Origin of the sequence: Niallia tiangongensis (genome assembly GCF_044704065.1) — a bacterium.
Taxonomy (GTDB): domain Bacteria; phylum Bacillota; class Bacilli; order Bacillales; family Cytobacillaceae; genus Niallia; species Niallia tiangongensis.
In genome coordinates this window covers 207,431-227,270 of sequence record NZ_CP162613.1, presented here as the reverse complement: position 1 = coordinate 227,270, position 19,840 = coordinate 207,431, and the positions used below count along the sequence as shown (strand labels likewise).

The following is a 19,840-nucleotide window of genomic DNA, read 5'->3' as shown; positions in this document are numbered from 1 at the left end:
TGGTGTTGAGTCATTTATTGCAAAAGCACCTCATATTCCTCATCTGAGAGCTTTTCAAAATGCTCACCAAGCATTTCATCAAGGCTTCTATCCTTTTCAATTGCCAAATCCCAATAATATGGATTATCGACAAATACTATTTCAACAATGCTTCTTACACCCAGCTCCTTACAAAGCTCTTTAGTTTCCTTTTGAATCCAGCGTTCTCCTACTACAACTGCAACAATTTCACCTTTCTCAAATGGATAAATATCTCTTTTAACCTTTTCTAAGGCTACAATCTCTACTACATCATCACTTTTAACTCTTTTGTCATACTTTCTTAACTCTCTTTTCATTGTCGAACTATCCTTAAATTTGATGAATGATGCTTGTGTTCCCATGTAAATTCCTCCTGTAATTGGTTTTGTTAATTCTAATTACGTATTTCTTTTTTGATTTGGATTTTTAAATTGATTCAAATTTTTGCGAAAATCCCTGTAGCTAAATCGGCACGATTTCTGCACCTAATTCTATGCTGTTTGACTTTTGGATTCTAAGTTATGGTGAGGTTCGCAGCTTTTTGAATCAAGCTCAAGTGGGGTGGGTACGAGTGGAAATGTGGGCACTTAATTATTTATGTCCCTTGTTGTGTTTTAAACTTTCTTCTATTTCTTTGAAGAATGTCTCCGAGTAAAGAGGAAATGAGTAGAATGTTGTGTTGGTTAGGCACTCTGATTGAATCCTCTTATCGAAAAAAGTTACCCTTTTTTCTTCAGCAAAAAGGAATCCTAATTCCTTGAACCTTTTGACAACATTACTGAAACTTGCTGGAGATACTTTACTTTGACTAGCATACATTGAGAAGATAGAGTTGTTTTTCTCATTCCTTTTTTCTATGTTAATGAACTTTTGACCATGAATTAACATATCTTCGAGTACATACAGATAAGACTTTATTTTTTTGAACAGATTGGGATACTTCGCTTGAAACTCTTGATTTTTAAACAAGGTGAGAATGTGTATATTTTCAATGTATTTCTCCCTTTCCTTTTGCTCCCAATCCGCATCACCATTAAACACGTTCAACAAATTGATTAGTTCATCTCTTACGAACTTTCGTTGCTGTGTATACCCCTTTCCTTGTACTCCTTGAAAGCAAAGCAGCAAATCAAAAATCGAATAAGCCACAGCTTCATTGAAGGGTTCCCCTGTGAAATACTTGTATTTTCCTATGGCATCCTTACCTATCCACGCTTCGTTTCCATCAAATATTTCACAAGGAAAAAGTGCTTCTTCCTTTATATCCTTTAAATTTGTAAATACCATCGAAAAGACATTCTTTTCTTCTGATACTCTTTCAAACTCATCATGAGTATTTATGTCACCAAAAATTGCTGAAGCGTCGTACTTCCTTTTTTTCCACTTAAAGTCCTTTTCACTTTTAGATAATTCCTTTTTTGCTAAAGTTTTTTCTTGGATAAATGCAGAACGATATGGATGGAATTCTCTTGAAATTGTCATTATGATCTACTCCTTTTTCTTTGTTTTTTGGTTGTTCTATAAGGTATCTGGAGGAGAGAACTATTGAAACCCTCTCCAGCTCCTTTACTTTATTGGATATTTTTTTGATAGTTTGATGTCTTACTTTAGGACATCGATTTCCCTGAATTTTTCATCTTAATTTGATGCTAACAAACTCAACAGCTCTAGTTTGTGACCCTTGTCGTTTTGCAACACCCTCATTAGCAAATAAGCATTCCACTTGTGAATAAAATTCACGTTGAGGGACTGCTGATACCTTAGCATCTAAGCATTCTTTCTTATATTCATCATAAAGTCTTTTGCCAGATACCTTTGCTGCTAAATTTAAAAGACAAAATTCATCACAAAACCAAAGAACACTATTATTTCCTTTCTTGTATTCCTTCATTAAGTTCTTTGAACCATCACTTTCCGTGAACTGGTAATTGTTTGAAATTAAACGTTTCAAACCAATTAAAGCCCACTGGACAATGCCTTCTCGTTCTTTAAACATTTCTTCTTTCAAATTTCGATCAATATTTTCATTGGAAACAACATTTTGGAAGGGGATTAGGGTTAATCTTCTGTAAAATCCAGAGGTTTGATCAACGTAATTCGAAGGTAATTTGTTTGCGGCGAATAGGAGACGAGCGGTATTGTTAAAGTCAAATCCTTTTTCATACTTATCGTCTGCGTGCATACTATCTCCAGAGACCAACGCCTTAAATACGGAGGTATCTTTAATGGTTCCTTGCGGGAGGTCAGCATAGGAATTCAGTAATTTTCCGAATAGCTTCACTGTACGGTATTTTGCTCCTAATTCTTGAAATGGAACATTGGACACATAATCTCTACCAATAATTCCCTCAATGATTTCAATTAATGTTGATTTGCCCGTATTTCCAGGACCGTACATTATAAAGGCCTTCTGTGCCTTCATTTCTGTTGTAAGCAAGTAACCTATCATTTCCTGAACTGTGTCAGCATCTTCTTTTGTTAATGAAGCTGCTATATATTCTTCAAATCTAGGACACTGTGCATCCATCTGATACCCAACATTTAATTGAAAAGCAGTTTTGTAGCTTTGCTCATAAGACCCAAATGTACTTGACTCTATGTCATAAACGCCATTTTTGAAGTTTACCTTTTCCTTCATTCGAATCGAATCTGTCAATTCATTATCTTTGGGTATTCTTTTCAATAGGAGTTTTTTGGTGTCCTCAATATCTTTGTTTGTTAGATATTTAGGTGACATGTAATCTAGTATTTCAAGTTCAACTTCATCAATTCCAACTTTTTGAAAAATACCTTTACTTTTATCCCTAGCATAGACCATTGAATTACAGATGAGCCATTCTTTTTGTCTCAATAGTGTCGATACGAGAACATTAGGTAGCAGCTTTAGACCACTATTTGTTTTTATATAATGTTCTGGAAGGGTTTTTGAGTTCTCATCAACCTGACAGTTCTTTTTGAAATGATATTCTTTGATTTTTTCCAACCCTTCAGATTGACTCCACGGAGATTTAGGTTTCCTAAATACACTTCCTTTTAATGGCACCAAATGATCACTGTCAAAATAGTTCACCTTGATATTTTTAAATTGATGATTTCCAATAGAGAAGCCTTTTACAATCATTTTTAAAGATGATCCAACAAATTCCCCATAGAAACTGCCTGTAAGCATGTCTGTGGTTTCTCTTGCTACTTCACTTAATTCCCCATTTGAATTCTTTGCATCAAGAATTTCAATTGAAATATAGGGATTTTCTCGTCTTAATACAAGCCCTATTCCTGCATTTGCATATTTAGGGGCATTTTCCTTCAATTCAAGTGCATCCTCTAAAGTCATCAAGTAGGATGGATTACTTGCATCTACTTGTTCATCAGTTGTTGGGTCCCATGAAGTGGTTACTTCTTCCTTACCTATCTGCTCAGTTTTTGTACAAACAAAAATTCGAGCCTCTCTTAATTCCTGTGGTAGATCATAATTCAAAATCTTTTCTTCTTTTAGCATAATGGTTCCTCCTTATATTGTGTAGTTCACCACTATATAAATTGCCTTTAGGCAATATTGTGATGAAATTATAATGGGGTTTCCCCCATTACTAAGGTTTTATATAAGGTTTTAATGTTTCTGATACTTTGTCTACTATTATTATTTTGTCCTCTTCTCTTACTGTCGACCAATATTCATCTAGTATTGGTAAAGGAATAGACATTTCGGTATTATACAATGCTTTTATATTGATGTTTTCCAGCGATGATTTAATATCATATTTTAGGAGGTTATACTTGCTAACCATTACTCTAACATCGAAGAATAGTTTGAATCCTTGATTCTCTAGTTCAATTAAGTACAGATCTTTTTCTAAAATTCTACCTAAACTTAGGACATATCCTGCTGACTCATTTTCAAAATAACTAGGTTCACCATAGAGTGTGATTTCATATAAATCAGCGATCATCTTGCCAATTAACTGTTTTTGTTCATCGGACATAGAAATTTCGTCCTTTTCCGTTGTAACCACAAGATTGAGTTTGTTCAAGTCATGAGGGAGAACTAAGGTCGTAGCCGTATTACCCTGTATTGCCTTGTCGTATATGTATCCCATTTCAAGGCTTTCAAAAACTTCCTTTAAAGAAAGCCCCAACACTTGAATGAGAACCATGACTACGCTAATACTCGGCTCTGTCCGTTCACCACGCTCCAATCTATTCAGATAGCTTTCGCTGAGGCGATGCCCATACTTTTCAGACTCATTTGCTAACTTGGCTAGGGACCAGTCTTTAGATTTCCTTTTCTTTAGAATAAGTTGTCCAAATCTGGGTACTTTATTTTCTTCCAAATATCCATCTCCTCACAACTTCATTGCCTGTCCATACTCTTATTATATTCGATTATTGCCTAATGTCAATATTTTTTTATGTTCGAGCAACTGATTTTTTGTCTAACTTATTAAATACCACGATAAGCATGGGGCTTTTTCGTTTAACACTGAAAGTAGATGTTTACGTAATATTATTGTACTACTCTTTTGCTACCCACCAAAATTATTAACGCCCTACCTCCTCTATTTACTTTACTTAAACGATTACGATCATCGATAAGACAGCTTATGACAAAAAACAGAGTAGGATTTGGAGGGAATTCTTGAGGCTATTATTTGGATTGTGGATTGAAGGGAATGGCTTTATTTCCCGTATAGCTGCGTTTATTCATTCAAGAATTACACTTGGTAAACCAAATAGTAAAATTACCGAATTTTTTAAAAGTTAATAGTTTGGGATATTCGCTAATGTATAATAAGGTTATTGTAGTCTTGTTCTTGAATTCAACTTTTAATTGGAAGGTAGATGGGGAAAATGAGTAAAAATTCATCTAAAGAAAGCCTAGAGATTATTAATATGAAAGACATGGAAGTAATAGATACCAAGAAAACGAGCTCCTTCGGACAAACACTGTTAAAGGAAACAGCCAAGGCAGTGATACCTGTTATTGCTGACTACACAAGGCAAAGATTAGCCTCCGATTTAGAAAACCAGAAGCAGATTAGAAATAATATAAGTTCTCAATATCATGAACGTGCTAAATCATTATTAGCCTTAATTGATAATGAAGAGACAAAGGAAAATTTTGATCAACAAAGAATTGACAGATGGTGTAAAGAATTAGCAGAAATATGGAAAAAACAGGATGAACTAGATACAAAGAGTGATGGATTTCTAAAAGGAATGCTATACAAATTATTTAATTCGTAATTTCCAAGGCAACAATAAAGTAATTCTAGTTATAGCTCCAAACAACTAAACTGAAAAAAAACTTAACTACCTTAATTAACACGGTTTGACTTCCATAAGCACATTCACAATCATAAACGAGTGAAACGAGCAGTTAGTCTACTTTATCTATTTATAGGAATATTAAAACCTTCATTCACATTCTGAAACATGTAACCTTTACTGTAATTAAGAGAACCTGTTAACAGAAATCAATTGCATTGAATGAAGCCCTTCTTACCTCATACGAGCAAAACGAGTGAATTTGATTTACTTTATTTAATGCTTAAATACACTTCACCTTATTATGTAATTTAATCACTCATTGTGAGAACCTACTATAATTGATGTATTGGATTCTTAACCCGAGTTTTGTATCTTTCGAGTAAAACGAGTGCAGTTGTTCTATTTATATTTAACATTCTTATAATGAAAACCAAGATTATTAATTAAATCTATTAAACTTTTAGTAACCTTTACTCGTTATACTCGTTTTTTAATAAATGCTTCATACATTAAGAATTTCCATAATACATAAGAAGCAATTGTAGTTGATATAGATCACTAAGGTAATAAATAGCCTAATCTCATAAAGTAAAACAATAGAATAAGAAAAGAATTGTCATTATATACTCGTTTCACTCGTACAAGAAAAGAATTTACCCTTTCAATGAATTTAACAGAAATCTAAATTAGTCTAAGAGTTCAGATATAGCGTTTAAAAGAGATGACGTAACATCCTCGTTTCACTCGTATCATCTATTAATGCAGTTGAATGAAGCCCTTCAATTAATGCAAGCAAAGCCCCCCTTGAGTAAATAGCTATGTTTTTACCGTCAAGGTGGTTCTTTTCATCAAGGTAGATTGTACTTAGCAAGAATTACAAAAAAATGCTATCAAAATAGATTCCTCTAAGGGAAACTCTTTGAACTCACTTCATAAAATTAATGTAAACATACTAAAAAAGGAATCGGATGACCGACTCCTTCTTATATAATGACTCTATTTAGCTAACTCCTAAAGCCTTAAACACAGCATCTATTGGATCAGAATAAAACACTGGCTGCACTTTTACCAAAAGATCTGGTGGAACTGTCTGCAAGTCCATAACTGATGCTGCAGGTATTAATACTTTTTTAGCCCCTGCATCTACGCATACTTGTAAAGTGTTTGCAAACTCTTCCACTTTAGAAATAGTCCCACCGACAGTCATATTACCTATGACGACTAAACTCTCTTGTGTTGGCTTTCCTAACGCTCCTGAGCATAGACCAATTAATTCAGCAATGGCAAGTTCATCCGTCAACCCAATACCTTGAAGATCACTTATGTGCATGAGATAGTCTTTTGTTTTGGTGCTAATGGTATTACTAATGCCTTTACTGTTGGCTGTAAAAAAGCGAAATGCTGTATCTAGGCTTTCTTTTGCTTCACGGTTGGAACCAACACCTGATTTATCAAATTTACCTGTTCCACTGACAACTTGGTTTTCTAGCTTATAGATACCAATCATTCCAGAATGGCTGTGTCCAGCAACGTAGACATGGCCTGGCTTACCCATTCCTTCAGGAATTAGTTTTCCTCCACCTTGCTCTGGAACAGAAATGTAATGCTCTTCAAGTGTTTCTTTATCAATATAAGAGAACATAACATCATAAAACTCCATACCACCAATTTTCTTTAACTGCTCCTTAACACGACGACGACCCTCGAGAGCATACTCCAATACCTCTATAACATCCTCTTTCGTGAATTCACCATGAGGATATAAGAGTTTTAACATACCAGAAACCGTTCTTCTGACAGCATTTGTATCACGCTGGTTTAAGTTGTTTCCTAGTTTAAAATAGCGATTAATCGCATCACTGAAAGTGCGTTTCCGCATTTCTCTGAAAAACTCTGCAATATAATCCACTATAAATCCATATTTTTCAGTAATTAGATCTGGACGCATCTTCGGAATTTCCCAACCTGGCAGATAATAGTGCATCCGATCAAAGAATGCAGTATCATTTGCCATCTCTTCAGGAAATGGTGCAAATAAATGGGATGTTTTTATCAGCGTGTCTACGCTCTGATTAACATTCCCCACAAAAACCATGGAGGCTGAAGCATTCTTCTCCTCTTTTCCCCTAGCAAATGAACCAGATGCCATATAATCTTTCATTATTTGAATGCCGTCTTTATCTTTAAAGCGAATCCCGGCGACTTCATCAAATGTGACACAGTCCCACATCCCTACAAGTCCTATTTTTCGAGTAGACATGTTGTAGAAAAGGTTGGCTACCGTTGTTTGGCCACCAGATACAAGAATGGAATTTGGAGATAATTCTTTATAGACATGTGATTTACCCGTACCACGAGGTCCGAGTTCACACATGTTGTAATTATTTTCTACAAGGGGAACCAATCGCAGCAATAAATGCCACTTCACACGTTCTTCTAATTGAGTTGGCTCCATTCCTGTCGAACGAATTAACACATCAATCCATTCGTCTTTTGTAAAGCTCTTTCTGCCCTCAAATACCTCCTGAATATCCATGTTGGGCATTTGAATTGGTTGTAAGCTACTAACATTAAAAGGATTTGAATTGCGTACCTCTTCGTCGTAAAAATAATCAATTTTGACCATACACCATATACCACCGACAAGGAGCTTATCAAACTCTTTCACATACATAGATGAAATGGGAACACCTTTTAATCCAAGGTTGGAGAACTCAGCTTCGTACGTATCAATCTTCGGATTTAACGCTACTGTTATTTTATCTATAACAGAATATTGACCATATTCACGGATTCTTGATTTAATCTTTTCTGCCTCGTCGGGACGAACAAAGTTTTCTGAAAGAATTTTCTTCACTCGTTCTAACCCTTCACGAATGCTATCCTCATCATCGGTTGCTGCATACATGCCAAGGAGATATTCTAGCACGTATACTGGAACGTTCGCTCCCTCTTTAATAAGATTCGTTAAATCCTTACGTACAACCCTTCCAGCAAAAACGTCATTTAGTTTTTTATCTAAATCAACGGTTAATCCTTCATTCATATTTTCTGCCATTCACTGTCCTCCTCCCTCTTAAAAGTCAAAGTCACTGATAATACCCAAGTTGATGTTAAATGGTATTTTTTCTATTACCATGCCAGTCTCAGTATCCTTTATAGTTAAGTAATATGTTTTATTACGATTATAAGGAATACTTTTCAATACAAACTTTAGCTTGAATGTACGTTCAGCAGGATTATCAAAAGATCGATCCCCAATAATCGTTTCCTCATTAGAGATTACGCTGCCTTCCTCATCAGCCATATAGATGACAACAGTTCGAGGAATTATCTTGTCTTCTACTTTTTCAGTTTGGAAAAACTCCAGGTTGAAAATGCTATTCGTCACCTTACGAGTAGTATTCGTAAGTTTAATATCTACTTTTTTAATGACCTTAGCACCTTTTTGCCCAGTCCGTTTGTTTTTAAATGTTAACAATGGTACTACTACTTCCTGAAGACTTGCACCACCATGAACAAAATTGATACCTGAACCTTGCATTTTGTTTCTAAGTGTCGCTTTGGGTAAATATGCTGTTAATTGCTGATCATTTTTTATAATGGTTGAAAGATTAATAGCCAATTGACCAGAAACACCATTCAACTCTTTTGAAATAATATAGCGACGTTTCTCTTCAATCGCATCTATTGAACCCTGAGCAATTTTATCACTTTCCTCTAACTCATCTCTTTGGTAAAGGAAGCCGTGGTCAGCCGTAATAAACACATTCGTTCCGCTTAAATCATCTCGAATAATTTTCACTAAGTCATACAATTGGTTTAATGAGGTTTCGACTGCATTAAACGTATAGACTTCTGTTGAAGCCTTGTCCCCCATAGCATCAATCGTATCGTGATAGATGTAAACGAGCTTTTTGCCCTTAAAGGTTTCTCTTCGCCCAGCTTTATTCATTGATAGTACGTCTTGAAAATGAACTGCGATACTCTCAGACACTTTTGATGCAATAATCTTTTTCCTATTTTCCAAACCAGATGAATCTTTTCCATCTACAAAAACTCTACCATTTGTATCTATATCTATTTCTTTATGTGGTAGGAGTGATGGCATCCCCAGTTTTGTAATAGAAGGGACTACACCCAGTAATGTTTCCACATCACAAACACCCGTCGTTTCAGTATTGAGCCGTTCTGCCAACTCAACACCTATTTCATACCTCATCGCATCTGAGACGATAACAAATACTCGTTCCCCATTCCTAACTTTAGAGTCAATAAAAGCAGAATAAAAGTCTTGTTGATTTTTAACGCCTGGTAATGACCAATCCTTTGTCATTTCAGACTCAACTGCTTGCGACCAATGGGAACTCAACTCACCCATATACCAGTTTGTATATAAATCTTCTATCAGTGTTTTTAATTTTTTTAATAAATCATGATTACTCTCTTCATCATAGGCCACATAAAACTTACGATAATATGTATCCATTAAATGATAATCATTTACATACGCTTTATACAAATCAATAGCTCGTCCCTGTGGAATACCTTGCTGATGTTCTTTATAAAACTCGTGTATCTTCACAGTGTAGTATAGTGCTTCATATATGGAAGCAAAGTTATCATAATAATGCTTTGCTCTTCTCAATTTAATGAGTTTCGTGTATTCTTCATAATCCTCAAGCTGTGTAACTAATCCATTAGCTATGTAAATGATGATTGCTCGGTCGATATATGGAAAAGTATCCGCTTGTTTAAAAATTCCAATTGGAAGATTATTGATTATATTCGAAAGTTGAATTTCCTGTTCAGCCATTTCCGCATATTCATCAAAAATCACATAATCCGTCTTATGGTGCATCCAATGGTCAATAAACACAACTGCATTCGTTTTATTTCGATTGGAAATAAATACTTCTAAATCCCATATATCCTCATCAGCAACCGATTGGCTAAATGCCGTAACTACTAACTGAATGAATAATGTTTTTAGGCTTTTCTTCTCTCGTTCATAACCATAGTGATTAGAAACATACTTCCAGAACACTTCAATATCAAAGAATTTCTCAAGAAGGGACAAGAATCTATTCTCAGTATCCTCCAGTGTATCCATTAACACCGTCTTTAAAATCTCTTCAAAATCAGGTGTTTTGACGTTACACAATACACTCATTATTGAAAGTTCAATGAGTCCCTCTGAATAGGTTTCAATATTCAATGCTGAGAATTTTTTAAATCTCTCTTTGTTATTAAAGAAGCGTTCATACTTTTTGATTACAGCTCGAAGTGACGGGTCTATTTGCAACTCGCTTAGAATTAGAGAAATTCGATCTGCATAGAACGTTTTCGAATAAAACACAGTATCCGCTAACCAGTTGTCTTCCACACCTAATTCCAGGTTTGTATAAATCAAGTAGGGAGACGTAGTATCTTCTTCTTCGAGCAAATACTTAGTCTGAAACTGGTTACGATCTGTAAGTGTATGAAACTTTACGTTATCAACGGTAAGCTGTTGTATGTCCTCGGTAAACTCATCATCCTTGTCCACCCAAAACACTATTTTCCGTTGTTCCCCATCCTTTAATGGCTCATTGAATATATCTGATAATGCAGATTCTATTTGATTTATGTTCAATCACTTCACCTACCTTCTATTATCATTATAGTACAAAGATACACCAGCAAAACGCCGATGTATCCTAGTTAGAGTTAATTAAATTTTAGCAACAAGTCCTTCAAACTTTTCATAATTTACTTTAACCCCATCATCTAAATCTATTTCAATTTGCATATCTGCCATATGATGTAGTAGCTCATCATATGCTTTCAATTCATCAATCTTCTTCTCAAGAGATTTCAGTTCTTTCTTCGCATTGCTAATCTCTTTTGCTGTTGAATCCCCGTCGATGATGTTAAGCAAGTCTTTCTTTTCTGCATCCAATCTTATTTGATAATCATGCAAATAATCGGTACGGATTCGGGATAAAGTCGTTTTATCATATCGGTGCATGTAGATAAGACAATTAAATGCCTTCTCCTTACCTGAAGTAAACAACCAGTAAACTGGTCGCTTGTTATAAGTCTTTAAATGGTCCTGATAAAAGTCATTTAAAAAATAACGTTGCAAAGTTTCTTTAGCCGTTTCACCTTTCTTTCTACCAAGTGCATCCGCCACAAAATTGAGATTTTCTGAAAGTGCTTCTTCTCCAAAAGTTATTCGAACAAAATTAATAAATCTGGAGACAATATCATCTTCAAAGTAGGCTTCCGGAAGGATTGGGAGGATATTATCCCGAGCCACAGCAAATGTTTGATATTGTGTAGGATTGAACTCACCACCTGCATAAACAAGTCCTTCATGGTCGAGAGAATATCTACCTAGGGAGCAACCTATAGCATATGAAACTAAGGACTTTATTTCTTCATTAGATACTTTATTTATCGTTACATCCTCACTATTAATTTTGCTATTAATATCATTTTGAAATGACAATAGTTCTATAAAAATTCTATTTATCTCTTCTTCATTTTCCCACATTTTATTGAAACGCTGTTCTTTATCTATCTTCAACTTTGAAAAAGTTTCAGACAGGTTATTTGACCTCAATTTCTTTTTGATGAGTGGGTGGTAAAGGAAGTTCCTTGAAGTTTCAAAGGAATTCCAATCATCCTTTGCAAGGTCAATATTCTCTGAAACCAAATCAATTATTTTAGACTTTTTCTCATTTGATATATATGGTAGTGACAGCACGTCGCCTACCGTTGTATTAATGGTAGGATTAAGTATTTTTAAAAGATACAGTGAAACTTTTGAATTTAAAAATCCTAAGAGATAATAGTCATATTCATATTCTTCATTAAATATTGTCGGGGAGCCTGAGCTATATTGGGAACTTTCTTCTTTCAATCTAAATCCAGGATTTGCTGAAGTAATTAAATTCCATGTTATTCCCTTTTTATTCCAAAACTTTGGATTTACTAAACCTCCATGGGAAGCATAAAACTCTTTTGCCTCTTCGGACCAATTTACAACATATATATCATTGCCATAATATTTTTTGTATTCGCCACCATTAAGATAACTTGTCCACTTTTTATCTTTATGGGAAACTTCCCAAAAGTATCTAATATATTTTTCATTATTATGGGTCTTGTTTCTGCCACCTGAAATGAAAAAATCTCCTACCTTTTGATTTTCAAATATTTTCGTATTTTTAACCCAATAAGCTATAGGACTTCCTGGAATCTTACAAAACTCTTCTTGTTTAGCAATATAATACCCTAGATTTTCAAAAAACCATTTCTCTTTTTGTTCAAGATTATCAACCGCACCCTCTTTTTTAAAAAGCCTTCTATAGACCCCCTGATAATTTGGTATCAAAGACTTGGAGATAACAAAAGCCGTAGTTCCAAAATCAGAACCAAAAACGCCTCTTCCTAGGTGTAGCATACTCAAAAAAGTATTATTTTTTATCATACTTTGCCTTAACTTTTCATAACTCTTGAGAAACATCCACACAGGGATATTAATCATCGAAATAACTCCTGTACTTTTACACATGGAAAGGGATTTTTCCATCATAACTGTACTCATATCTGACTTAGTACTTGGATAATTTTCTTGTAGATATTTTGAAAGTTTAACATTCATCCCTTTGCTTCCCATATATGGAGGGTTAGTGCAAACAACATCATATTTTCTACATAAAAATAAGGATTGTTTTAATAACAAAGGTAGCCTATCTTCAATCTTTTGTTTATCAATCAATTCTATCAAATCAGCTTGCTTATCACTGTACTCATGAAGTCGACGTTCGATTAGTTCATAATCAAAAGGTTCTATTTCCAATATTGATCCATATTCTTTAGCATCTATAAATGCGTCTCGAATAGAGGTAATTACTTCCTTAGTTTCATTGTCATTTCCAGAAATATTTTCGATCATTTCATCCATTAACCAATTACTTTCTTGTAAAGAGTAAACGTTTGGTTGAATTCCCTGTCTAAATATTCTCCTTGATTTTTCCCTCGCCTTCATCATTAACGCAAAAGAGGCCAATTGGGCAGCTCTATCATCCACATCTAATCCATATAAATTCTTCTCTAAAATCAGCTGCGGGATTTCGCTTTCAACATATCCTTTTTCAAGATACATATCATAGAATACATCAAAAGCATATACAAGTATGTGGCCACTTCCGCAACAAGGGTCGAGAAACGTTATTTCCTCTGGATTGACATTCTTATAACGAATCCCTTCTAGCTGATTGATGACAACTTGTTCTTGCTCCGCTTCATCTACATAATATTTCCACTCTGTTCTTAAATGACTATCTGAATAGCTATCTAGCCAAATTCGTCCCAATGAATTCTCTACCATATATCTTACAATCCAATTAGGTGTAAATAGTTGAGTGGCCGCAGGAAGTGTATCCTTTGTTATTTTTATATTCTTCTTTAAATTTGAAAAAACCCGATCTTTTTCTTCCGCAATATAATACTGATATAGCCATCCAATTACTTCAATTTCCTCCCAATTATCTTCAGGTATAATATCGGTATTGGTCATATATCGAATAAATGAATCCGTTGCAAGTAAACCTTCTGGAAATAGGATTTCTGTATAATCATCAATGGTTTCAAACATGAATGGCATATAACGATTCAAATCATTACAATGCTTGATAATAAGATATTTAAACAGCTCCTCTGAACTATTATTCATTTTAAGATTGTAGAGATATTCCTTGTCCAAATCTAAATCTAACGATATTGCTTCTTTCATCATATCTGGCTCCGTACTACCAGCATTAATAGAAGAAAGCACCCTTACTTTCGTTGGTAAGTAGTCATTTACCTCCATAAAGCGTAAGGCCGTGAAACGGTTAAACCAAGTATAAGAAACTTCTTCCATTACTTGATTGAATCCAATTTGTTTAATGCGATCAATTAGCCTATCTCTTTGAATCTTTTCTTCCTTTGAGAGCTGTCTGCCATCAATAAAGACGGCATCTGAACTTTCGATATCCGCTTTTTTTATGTTATCTTCGGTAATTCCTATTTTCATGGCTTTTGCTTCGACTTTTTTCAACAGCTCCCTACGTGCATTCGTAGCAAAAGACTTTAATGCAGTTTTATTCATTCATTTCACCCCGATTACTCAACAAACTCAATTTGTTTATTTTCCTTAATGATTTGTTTTAGCTTACTTGATAGAGCATTGATGTACTTATCGACATCATCTTCTGTAGCTAATGTTTTTACATTGACTAATTTTGTTACTTTTACCGGTTGCTTTTGAATAATTGGAGCTACAGGCGATACAGGAGGGTCAACTACTTCACCAGGACGCATTTGTTGTTCCTCACCCTTTTTACGTTGCCATTCAGAAATTTCTCGCTCGATATGCCCTTCCATTTTTTCTTTAAAGCTCGAGCTTTGAGAAACTGTTGCATCAACTTTAAAAATATCTGTAAAAGTATCCACATTCGTATTAAGTTCTTGATAGTAACGATTAACTCGTTCTTTTGTATCGTTTGATACACCGTATTGTGATGTTAATAATGACAAGTAATCACTATCTTCTTTTAATTTTTTATGTGCATTTGCTCTTTTCTCATTTAGAACTGTATTGATTTGTTCCTCCATCGCATGAATAAGCTCTGGAATATCCTTTATCTTTTTATAAGGAATAGGGTCTTGAAGTATGGACTGGAGCTTTTTAATAGCTTCCTCTACCTCTGCACCTATTAAATAAGATTTATTTTCATCATACTTTCTTATAGCTGTTAATCCATCATCAAAAATCTTTTTCTGATCAGTACCGAAGAAACTTTTCACATAGACAATATCCTCTTCCCAATCAAGCAAGTCATCTTCTAATTCCTTTAATTTTTTGAAATAGGATACATTGTCTAAACGATTATCAAACTCTCCAAAGTATGCCAACCCTTTATCAAGCAGGCTCATACCAGGGTACTTTCTTCCCTCATAACGAGCCTTATAACTCTTAATTTCGTCTATTTGTTTTTCAACAAGTTGTCGTATGTCCTTCAGCAATCCATCTTCATCATCAGCTAAATCGGTTTTCTTAAAAACATCCGAACAAATATTTTTGGCTATTTTGATTAACTTTTCGTCAACCTTCACCCTTTTTAATACAATTGCTCTATCAGCTTCTTGTGTCTTGGTGAAAATTGTAATAAGTGTATTAACGCTATCTTCTGGTTCCAAGTATTCCGAATTAAAGCGAATCCGAATCCGCTGTTCTTTAAGTAATTGGGCTACCATTCCTGCTATATCAAGGGTTTTCCAACCGTATGGTTTGTCTCCAAAGCGTTCAAATAAGATTTTCACACGCACTTGCTTCTTCAAATCGTCCTGTAAGCTAATAAATTCGGACACTTCTCGCTTTGCCAAGTCATTTGGATCTTTAATAGTGTCCCCAAAGGATAGTTGTTCCTCATTTGCAGCTAAGATTGAAATTAATTCCCGCTCATTTTCCAAGTGTTCCTTTACATAACTTAGCTTTGTATAAACATTATCAACTAACAGTGTAAAGGCAGCATTCATTTTCTCACGAACAGTCGATCCTTTAATATCTACCTTGTCACCATTGATAAAGAACTCACTATTCTTAATTGCTTCTTCTAAGAGCTCACGAACCCTTCTACGACGTTCACGAACTTCTGCTTGTTTATTATTTAAAATATTTTGGATGTTTTCTGCGAGTTGTGTAATGTTCGTCTTCTTTCGGAATTCCTCAATTCGTAACGCTTCCCCGATTTCCTCAATATAGGCTTCATTACCACCGAGTTTAATGATCAACTCACCGTTTCCAGAAGTCATCATCATTAGTTCCTGTTCAGACTTATGATAGTGATCAGATAACGGGGAGAGAATTTGCATTCCTATGTTAGATGTTTGATTCCCATAGTTTTTCTCATCCATTTTCTGATTATAGGTAAACGAGTATTCACTGTCGTAACGGAAACGCTTTTCATCGTATAAATCTTGGAAAATGTAGTTTGCTAACTCCCGCTTAACGATGTCTTCATCAATATTTAGAGATTTGATTTCCCTATTGATGTCTTGTTCGTCATCGGTTAAAAAGATATAATTATCCCCATTTTTCTGAACTAATGTTTGGGAAATTAGCTTTCGTAAAGAAACTTTAATTTTCTCTTTAAGCTGTAACTTATCCTCATCAATATGTGTAACCATTAGAGTAGCAATATTATCAAGATTTGCTGGAAGTTCTTTTACATACTTAATCATGAATAGAACCTTCAATAGATCCACGTTAAAGTCATCATCTTTTAAAGCTGGATTCTCGTACGCACCTTCAATCACTCTTGAAATAGTAGGATTCAAGAATTCCTTAATTGTGTCGTAAAAAGCGTAAAATGGGATTAGTGCCCCTTCTTCAGCATTTTTATATTGAAGACCCGCTTCTTTAAATGCCGATAACATGGAACGCTCACCTTCAGATAAATGCTTACCAGAAGAACCATGTTTTCTTACCTGCTCAAATACGTTTTGCAACAGCTTGAATTGATAAGGCATGAAAGGATACACATCTGCAAATTCTTGATCATTATCGTATCCTCGTAAATCCGCAGTGCTTTCTCGGAAACTAATCAAGTTCTTTAAAATAGCACTTTTTTCAGGATAAAGAACCTTCAATTTGTCATTAGCGAAATCTTTTTTCAATAGGATACGTTTTTTGATAACTTCGTCAACTGAGATGGACGATAGAGAAAGTCTTGTATCGAATCTTCCTTGGATACGGGAGAAGTCATCGCCTTTGACTTTGATAATGCTATCAATACTCTCTTGAGAAGTAACCATAATCCAAACTTTCCCCTTACAGTGAGTACCTAAATCTTCTGCTACTGTTTGCAAATTCAGCATTAAATTACGGTTATCACCGATGTATTGACCTATCTCATCCACAAGGAAAATTAGATGGAAGTTCCTTTCTTTACTTTGGATGTACTCATTTACGTCTTTCGCAAACTTTTCAATACTAATCTCAAAATTATTAACACCGTTTTCAAACCAATTACGTGCAGACTCTTCGGTCATATCCGTTACTTTTGTTAAGGCACCAATAACAAAATCTGCATCAAAGTAAAAGCTATTACGACGCTCTTCCCACGATTCTCCAGCTAATACCTTGAATTCTTCTTTAAAGGCACCATAGACCCCCTGTTTATCAAGGTACTTTTCCATTTCAGCCACACCAGGAATATCTCCGTAGTAGCCACGATGTTCATAAAATACCTTCATAAATACACGAAGTATTGCATCTTCCTTTGATTTATTATCAAGCGAACCTTTTGAATCAATGTTGAACAAAATAACTTCCGTTTCCACATCAGCAGTTCTTTGCATGTTCGCATATACGAGAGGGTCTTGTACTTTATCTTGAAAGAAATCAATTGCTTGCTTACCATTTATCTCCTTATTTTCAAGTAAGTAAGCAAGTATCTTTAAAAAGTGTGACTTACCAGAACCAAAGAATCCAGAAATCCAAACACCCATTTTATCCGTTACACCATTAATCCCTTTTTGATAATTCTCGTAGAACTTAGAAAGGTGTTTTTGCAATTCACGAGTAACAACATACTCATCTAATTCCTGATAAATATTTTCTTCGTCCTGTTGGGCTACTTTTATGACCCCACGAATATCACGTTCAATATCTTTTTGAAACATATCTTTAATAATCATCTTTATCCCCCTGACTCATTAATCGACTAATCGGAATGCTCGGTAATAGTTATCATCCATAAACTTTCCAAACAATTGTAATGACTGACCATCGTATCTACCTGGAAAAAACATGATTACAGGTATATTGTCCAAAACTTCTTGTAAGTTATTTAGGATATTGTGAGACCTTACAAATGGGTAAACCTTACCGATTCCAGTGATGAACACCACATCATAGTCACCCACTTGTTCCTTAATTTTATTTAGAAACACTTCAGGCTTAGCGAACGTTGTCATCGCTTTAAACAATGCCTCTCTACCTTGACGTTCTTCCATTTCAAAAATACGGTCAAAAATTCTTTTTTCCTTTGTAATATCAATGAGCATCTTATACAAATCAAACTCAACTACTCTTCGATTGGATCCTTCATAATTCAATTGTCTTTTGATCCGCTTAACGTAATCTCTGATGTAAAGCTCCTGGTTCGGTTCGTAGTCAAACACATAAAAACTAATTTCGTTTCCTAAACCACGACCTTCAATAAATTTGTCTTCTTTAATTTTATCAATAATCTTATCAGCTCTTGCTTTCAAGTTGCTCACACTGTTACCTCCTACTCACCCATTGCACGTATAAAACGAGCATCACCAATATATCTGAGATGATTCTTGATTCGTTCATCAATAACCAGCCTGTTAAGTTCTTTACCTTTTCTCGTTCTTAAAATCCCGCTTTCAAACAAGACTAGCATGTAAGCACCTTTTAACCTTTCGATGTTGCTATCACTCCAACTAGCTACCTTCTCACTTTGTTCAGCCTTAGAAATGAAGAAGAGATTGATGTCTTTCTTTTCAATTAAATAGTCATTAGTATGTAGCTTTTCCCCAATTACTTCATCCATGAACTCAAAAAACAGCAGATCTGTTTTCATAATGGCATACAGGTTTAGGGGTTTTCCCGTTTCAATGGAATCTTCTAATATTAATGAAGCAAGAGTTTCATCTATAGCTTCTGCTCTTTTCATAACAGAAGGCAATGCTCGGTTAATTCTGCCTTGATTATTAAATTGAAACAGATTATCCTCTTTTACTTTTTGCCTAATTTCCTGATTAGTTAATCCAAGCTGCTTCAATTTCAAAACCTGCTTTAATTCAAAAAGTAAAAATGAGGCACCATTCAAACTTGAAGAATATTCCAACTCTATTGTCATACAACCAAACCTTTCAGACAATACTATTTGCCTACTTTATTTCTAATACCTTCTCTACTACAGCCAAGCGTCTTTTACCGCAGTGCTGCTGAACTACCTTTGTAAACTGATTATCCTTTAATAGTTTTTCATTATTATTTTCGTATAAGTTCTTAATGCCATCTATTAGCTCATTCTCTTTTATCTCTTCCTGCCAATAAGAATCGACTAACTTGTTCAAATCGACAGCTAACTCTCTCTGCGTACGGTAAAACATTTTCAGTTCCACAGGGTTCACCTCTTGCATAATTCTTACTTATTTCTTATTTTAGTCTTATTCAATTGGAAACTCAACGTGAAAGGTTAATATATTGTTGATTCCGCTGTAATGATATAGCAAAAGGAAATCGACTGTAGTTAGGTTCATCACTATATAACGTCAAAAGAGACTAACCATATGGTCCCGTCTCCGTAAAAAATAACTGTTTAAGGTTCTTATTGAATTTGATCGAACTCACATTTGGTGTATCTTCTTATAAAGTCGGTATTGTGGCCCGAGTGAGCACACTATATCAATCAAAACTGTCATGACCGTTTTATAGTGTACCCGGAACGTCCTTAATCCGGTTCCAATGACCTTTGAA

At 34.8% G+C, this 19,840-nt stretch carries 12 protein-coding genes; 1 reads left to right on the top strand and 11 read right to left on the bottom strand.

The genetic code is table 11. The features are described from left to right. Positions 1 to 14: 14 nt before the first annotated feature. The 4 genes from AB3U99_RS01205 to AB3U99_RS01190 all read right to left on the bottom strand — a co-directional run bounded on the left by AB3U99_RS01205 (position 15) and on the right by AB3U99_RS01190 (position 4,352). Entirely contained in the window at positions 15 to 383 is a 369-nt protein-coding gene (locus AB3U99_RS01205; protein WP_400244969.1) for a hypothetical protein, read from the bottom strand. 229 nt (positions 384 to 612) lie between these two features. Continuing rightward, complete coding sequence (locus tag AB3U99_RS01200; protein ID WP_400244967.1) at positions 613 to 1,503, bottom strand: hypothetical protein; 891 nt, start codon at positions 1,501 to 1,503, stop codon at positions 613 to 615. A gap of 151 nt (positions 1,504 to 1,654) precedes the next feature. After that, entirely contained in the window at positions 1,655 to 3,520 is a 1,866-nt protein-coding gene (locus AB3U99_RS01195; RefSeq protein ID WP_400244966.1) for a phage/plasmid primase, P4 family, read from the bottom strand. A gap of 91 nt (positions 3,521 to 3,611) precedes the next feature. Then, entirely contained in the window at positions 3,612 to 4,352 is a 741-nt protein-coding gene (locus AB3U99_RS01190) for a multiprotein-bridging factor 1 family protein (protein ID WP_400244964.1), read from the bottom strand. A 517-nt stretch (positions 4,353 to 4,869) separates the two neighbouring features. Between AB3U99_RS01190 and AB3U99_RS01185 the strand changes: the two genes are divergently transcribed. After that, positions 4,870 to 5,265, top strand: a complete 396-nt coding sequence (locus tag AB3U99_RS01185; protein WP_400244963.1) for a hypothetical protein — start codon at positions 4,870 to 4,872, stop codon at positions 5,263 to 5,265. Positions 5,266 to 6,289: 1,024 nt separating this feature from the next. Here AB3U99_RS01185 and brxL read toward each other — a convergent pair. From brxL to AB3U99_RS01150, 7 genes are all read right to left on the bottom strand, one after another. Beyond that, positions 6,290 to 8,347 (bottom strand): protease Lon-related BREX system protein BrxL, encoded by a 2,058-nt coding sequence (gene brxL, locus AB3U99_RS01180; protein ID WP_400244961.1) that lies wholly within the window; start codon positions 8,345 to 8,347, stop codon positions 6,290 to 6,292. 18 nt (positions 8,348 to 8,365) lie between these two features. Further along, on the bottom strand, positions 8,366 to 10,924 hold the full coding sequence (gene pglZ, locus AB3U99_RS01175; RefSeq protein ID WP_400244959.1) for a BREX-1 system phosphatase PglZ type A: 2,559 nt from the start codon (positions 10,922 to 10,924) through the stop codon (positions 8,366 to 8,368). A gap of 78 nt (positions 10,925 to 11,002) precedes the next feature. Further along, positions 11,003 to 14,431, bottom strand: a complete 3,429-nt coding sequence (gene pglX / locus AB3U99_RS01170; RefSeq protein WP_400244957.1) for a BREX-1 system adenine-specific DNA-methyltransferase PglX — start codon at positions 14,429 to 14,431, stop codon at positions 11,003 to 11,005. Positions 14,432 to 14,445: 14 nt separating this feature from the next. Next, positions 14,446 to 18,024, bottom strand: a complete 3,579-nt coding sequence (brxC, locus tag AB3U99_RS01165; protein ID WP_400244956.1) for a BREX system P-loop protein BrxC — start codon at positions 18,022 to 18,024, stop codon at positions 14,446 to 14,448. 18 nt (positions 18,025 to 18,042) lie between these two features. Beyond that, the gene (locus AB3U99_RS01160) at positions 18,043 to 18,609 is read right to left on the bottom strand and encodes a DUF1788 domain-containing protein (RefSeq protein WP_400244954.1); all 567 of its coding nucleotides are present in this window, start codon (positions 18,607 to 18,609) and stop codon (positions 18,043 to 18,045) included. An 11-nt stretch (positions 18,610 to 18,620) separates the two neighbouring features. Next, positions 18,621 to 19,217: a DUF1819 family protein gene (locus AB3U99_RS01155; protein WP_400244952.1), complete on the bottom strand. Its 597-nt coding sequence runs from the start codon at positions 19,215 to 19,217 to the stop codon at positions 18,621 to 18,623. A gap of 31 nt (positions 19,218 to 19,248) precedes the next feature. Beyond that, positions 19,249 to 19,485 carry a TIGR04540 family protein gene (locus AB3U99_RS01150; protein ID WP_400244950.1) on the bottom strand — a complete coding sequence of 79 codons (237 nt, stop codon included), beginning with the start codon at positions 19,483 to 19,485 and terminating at the stop codon, positions 19,249 to 19,251. Positions 19,486 to 19,840: the final 355 nt, after the last annotated feature.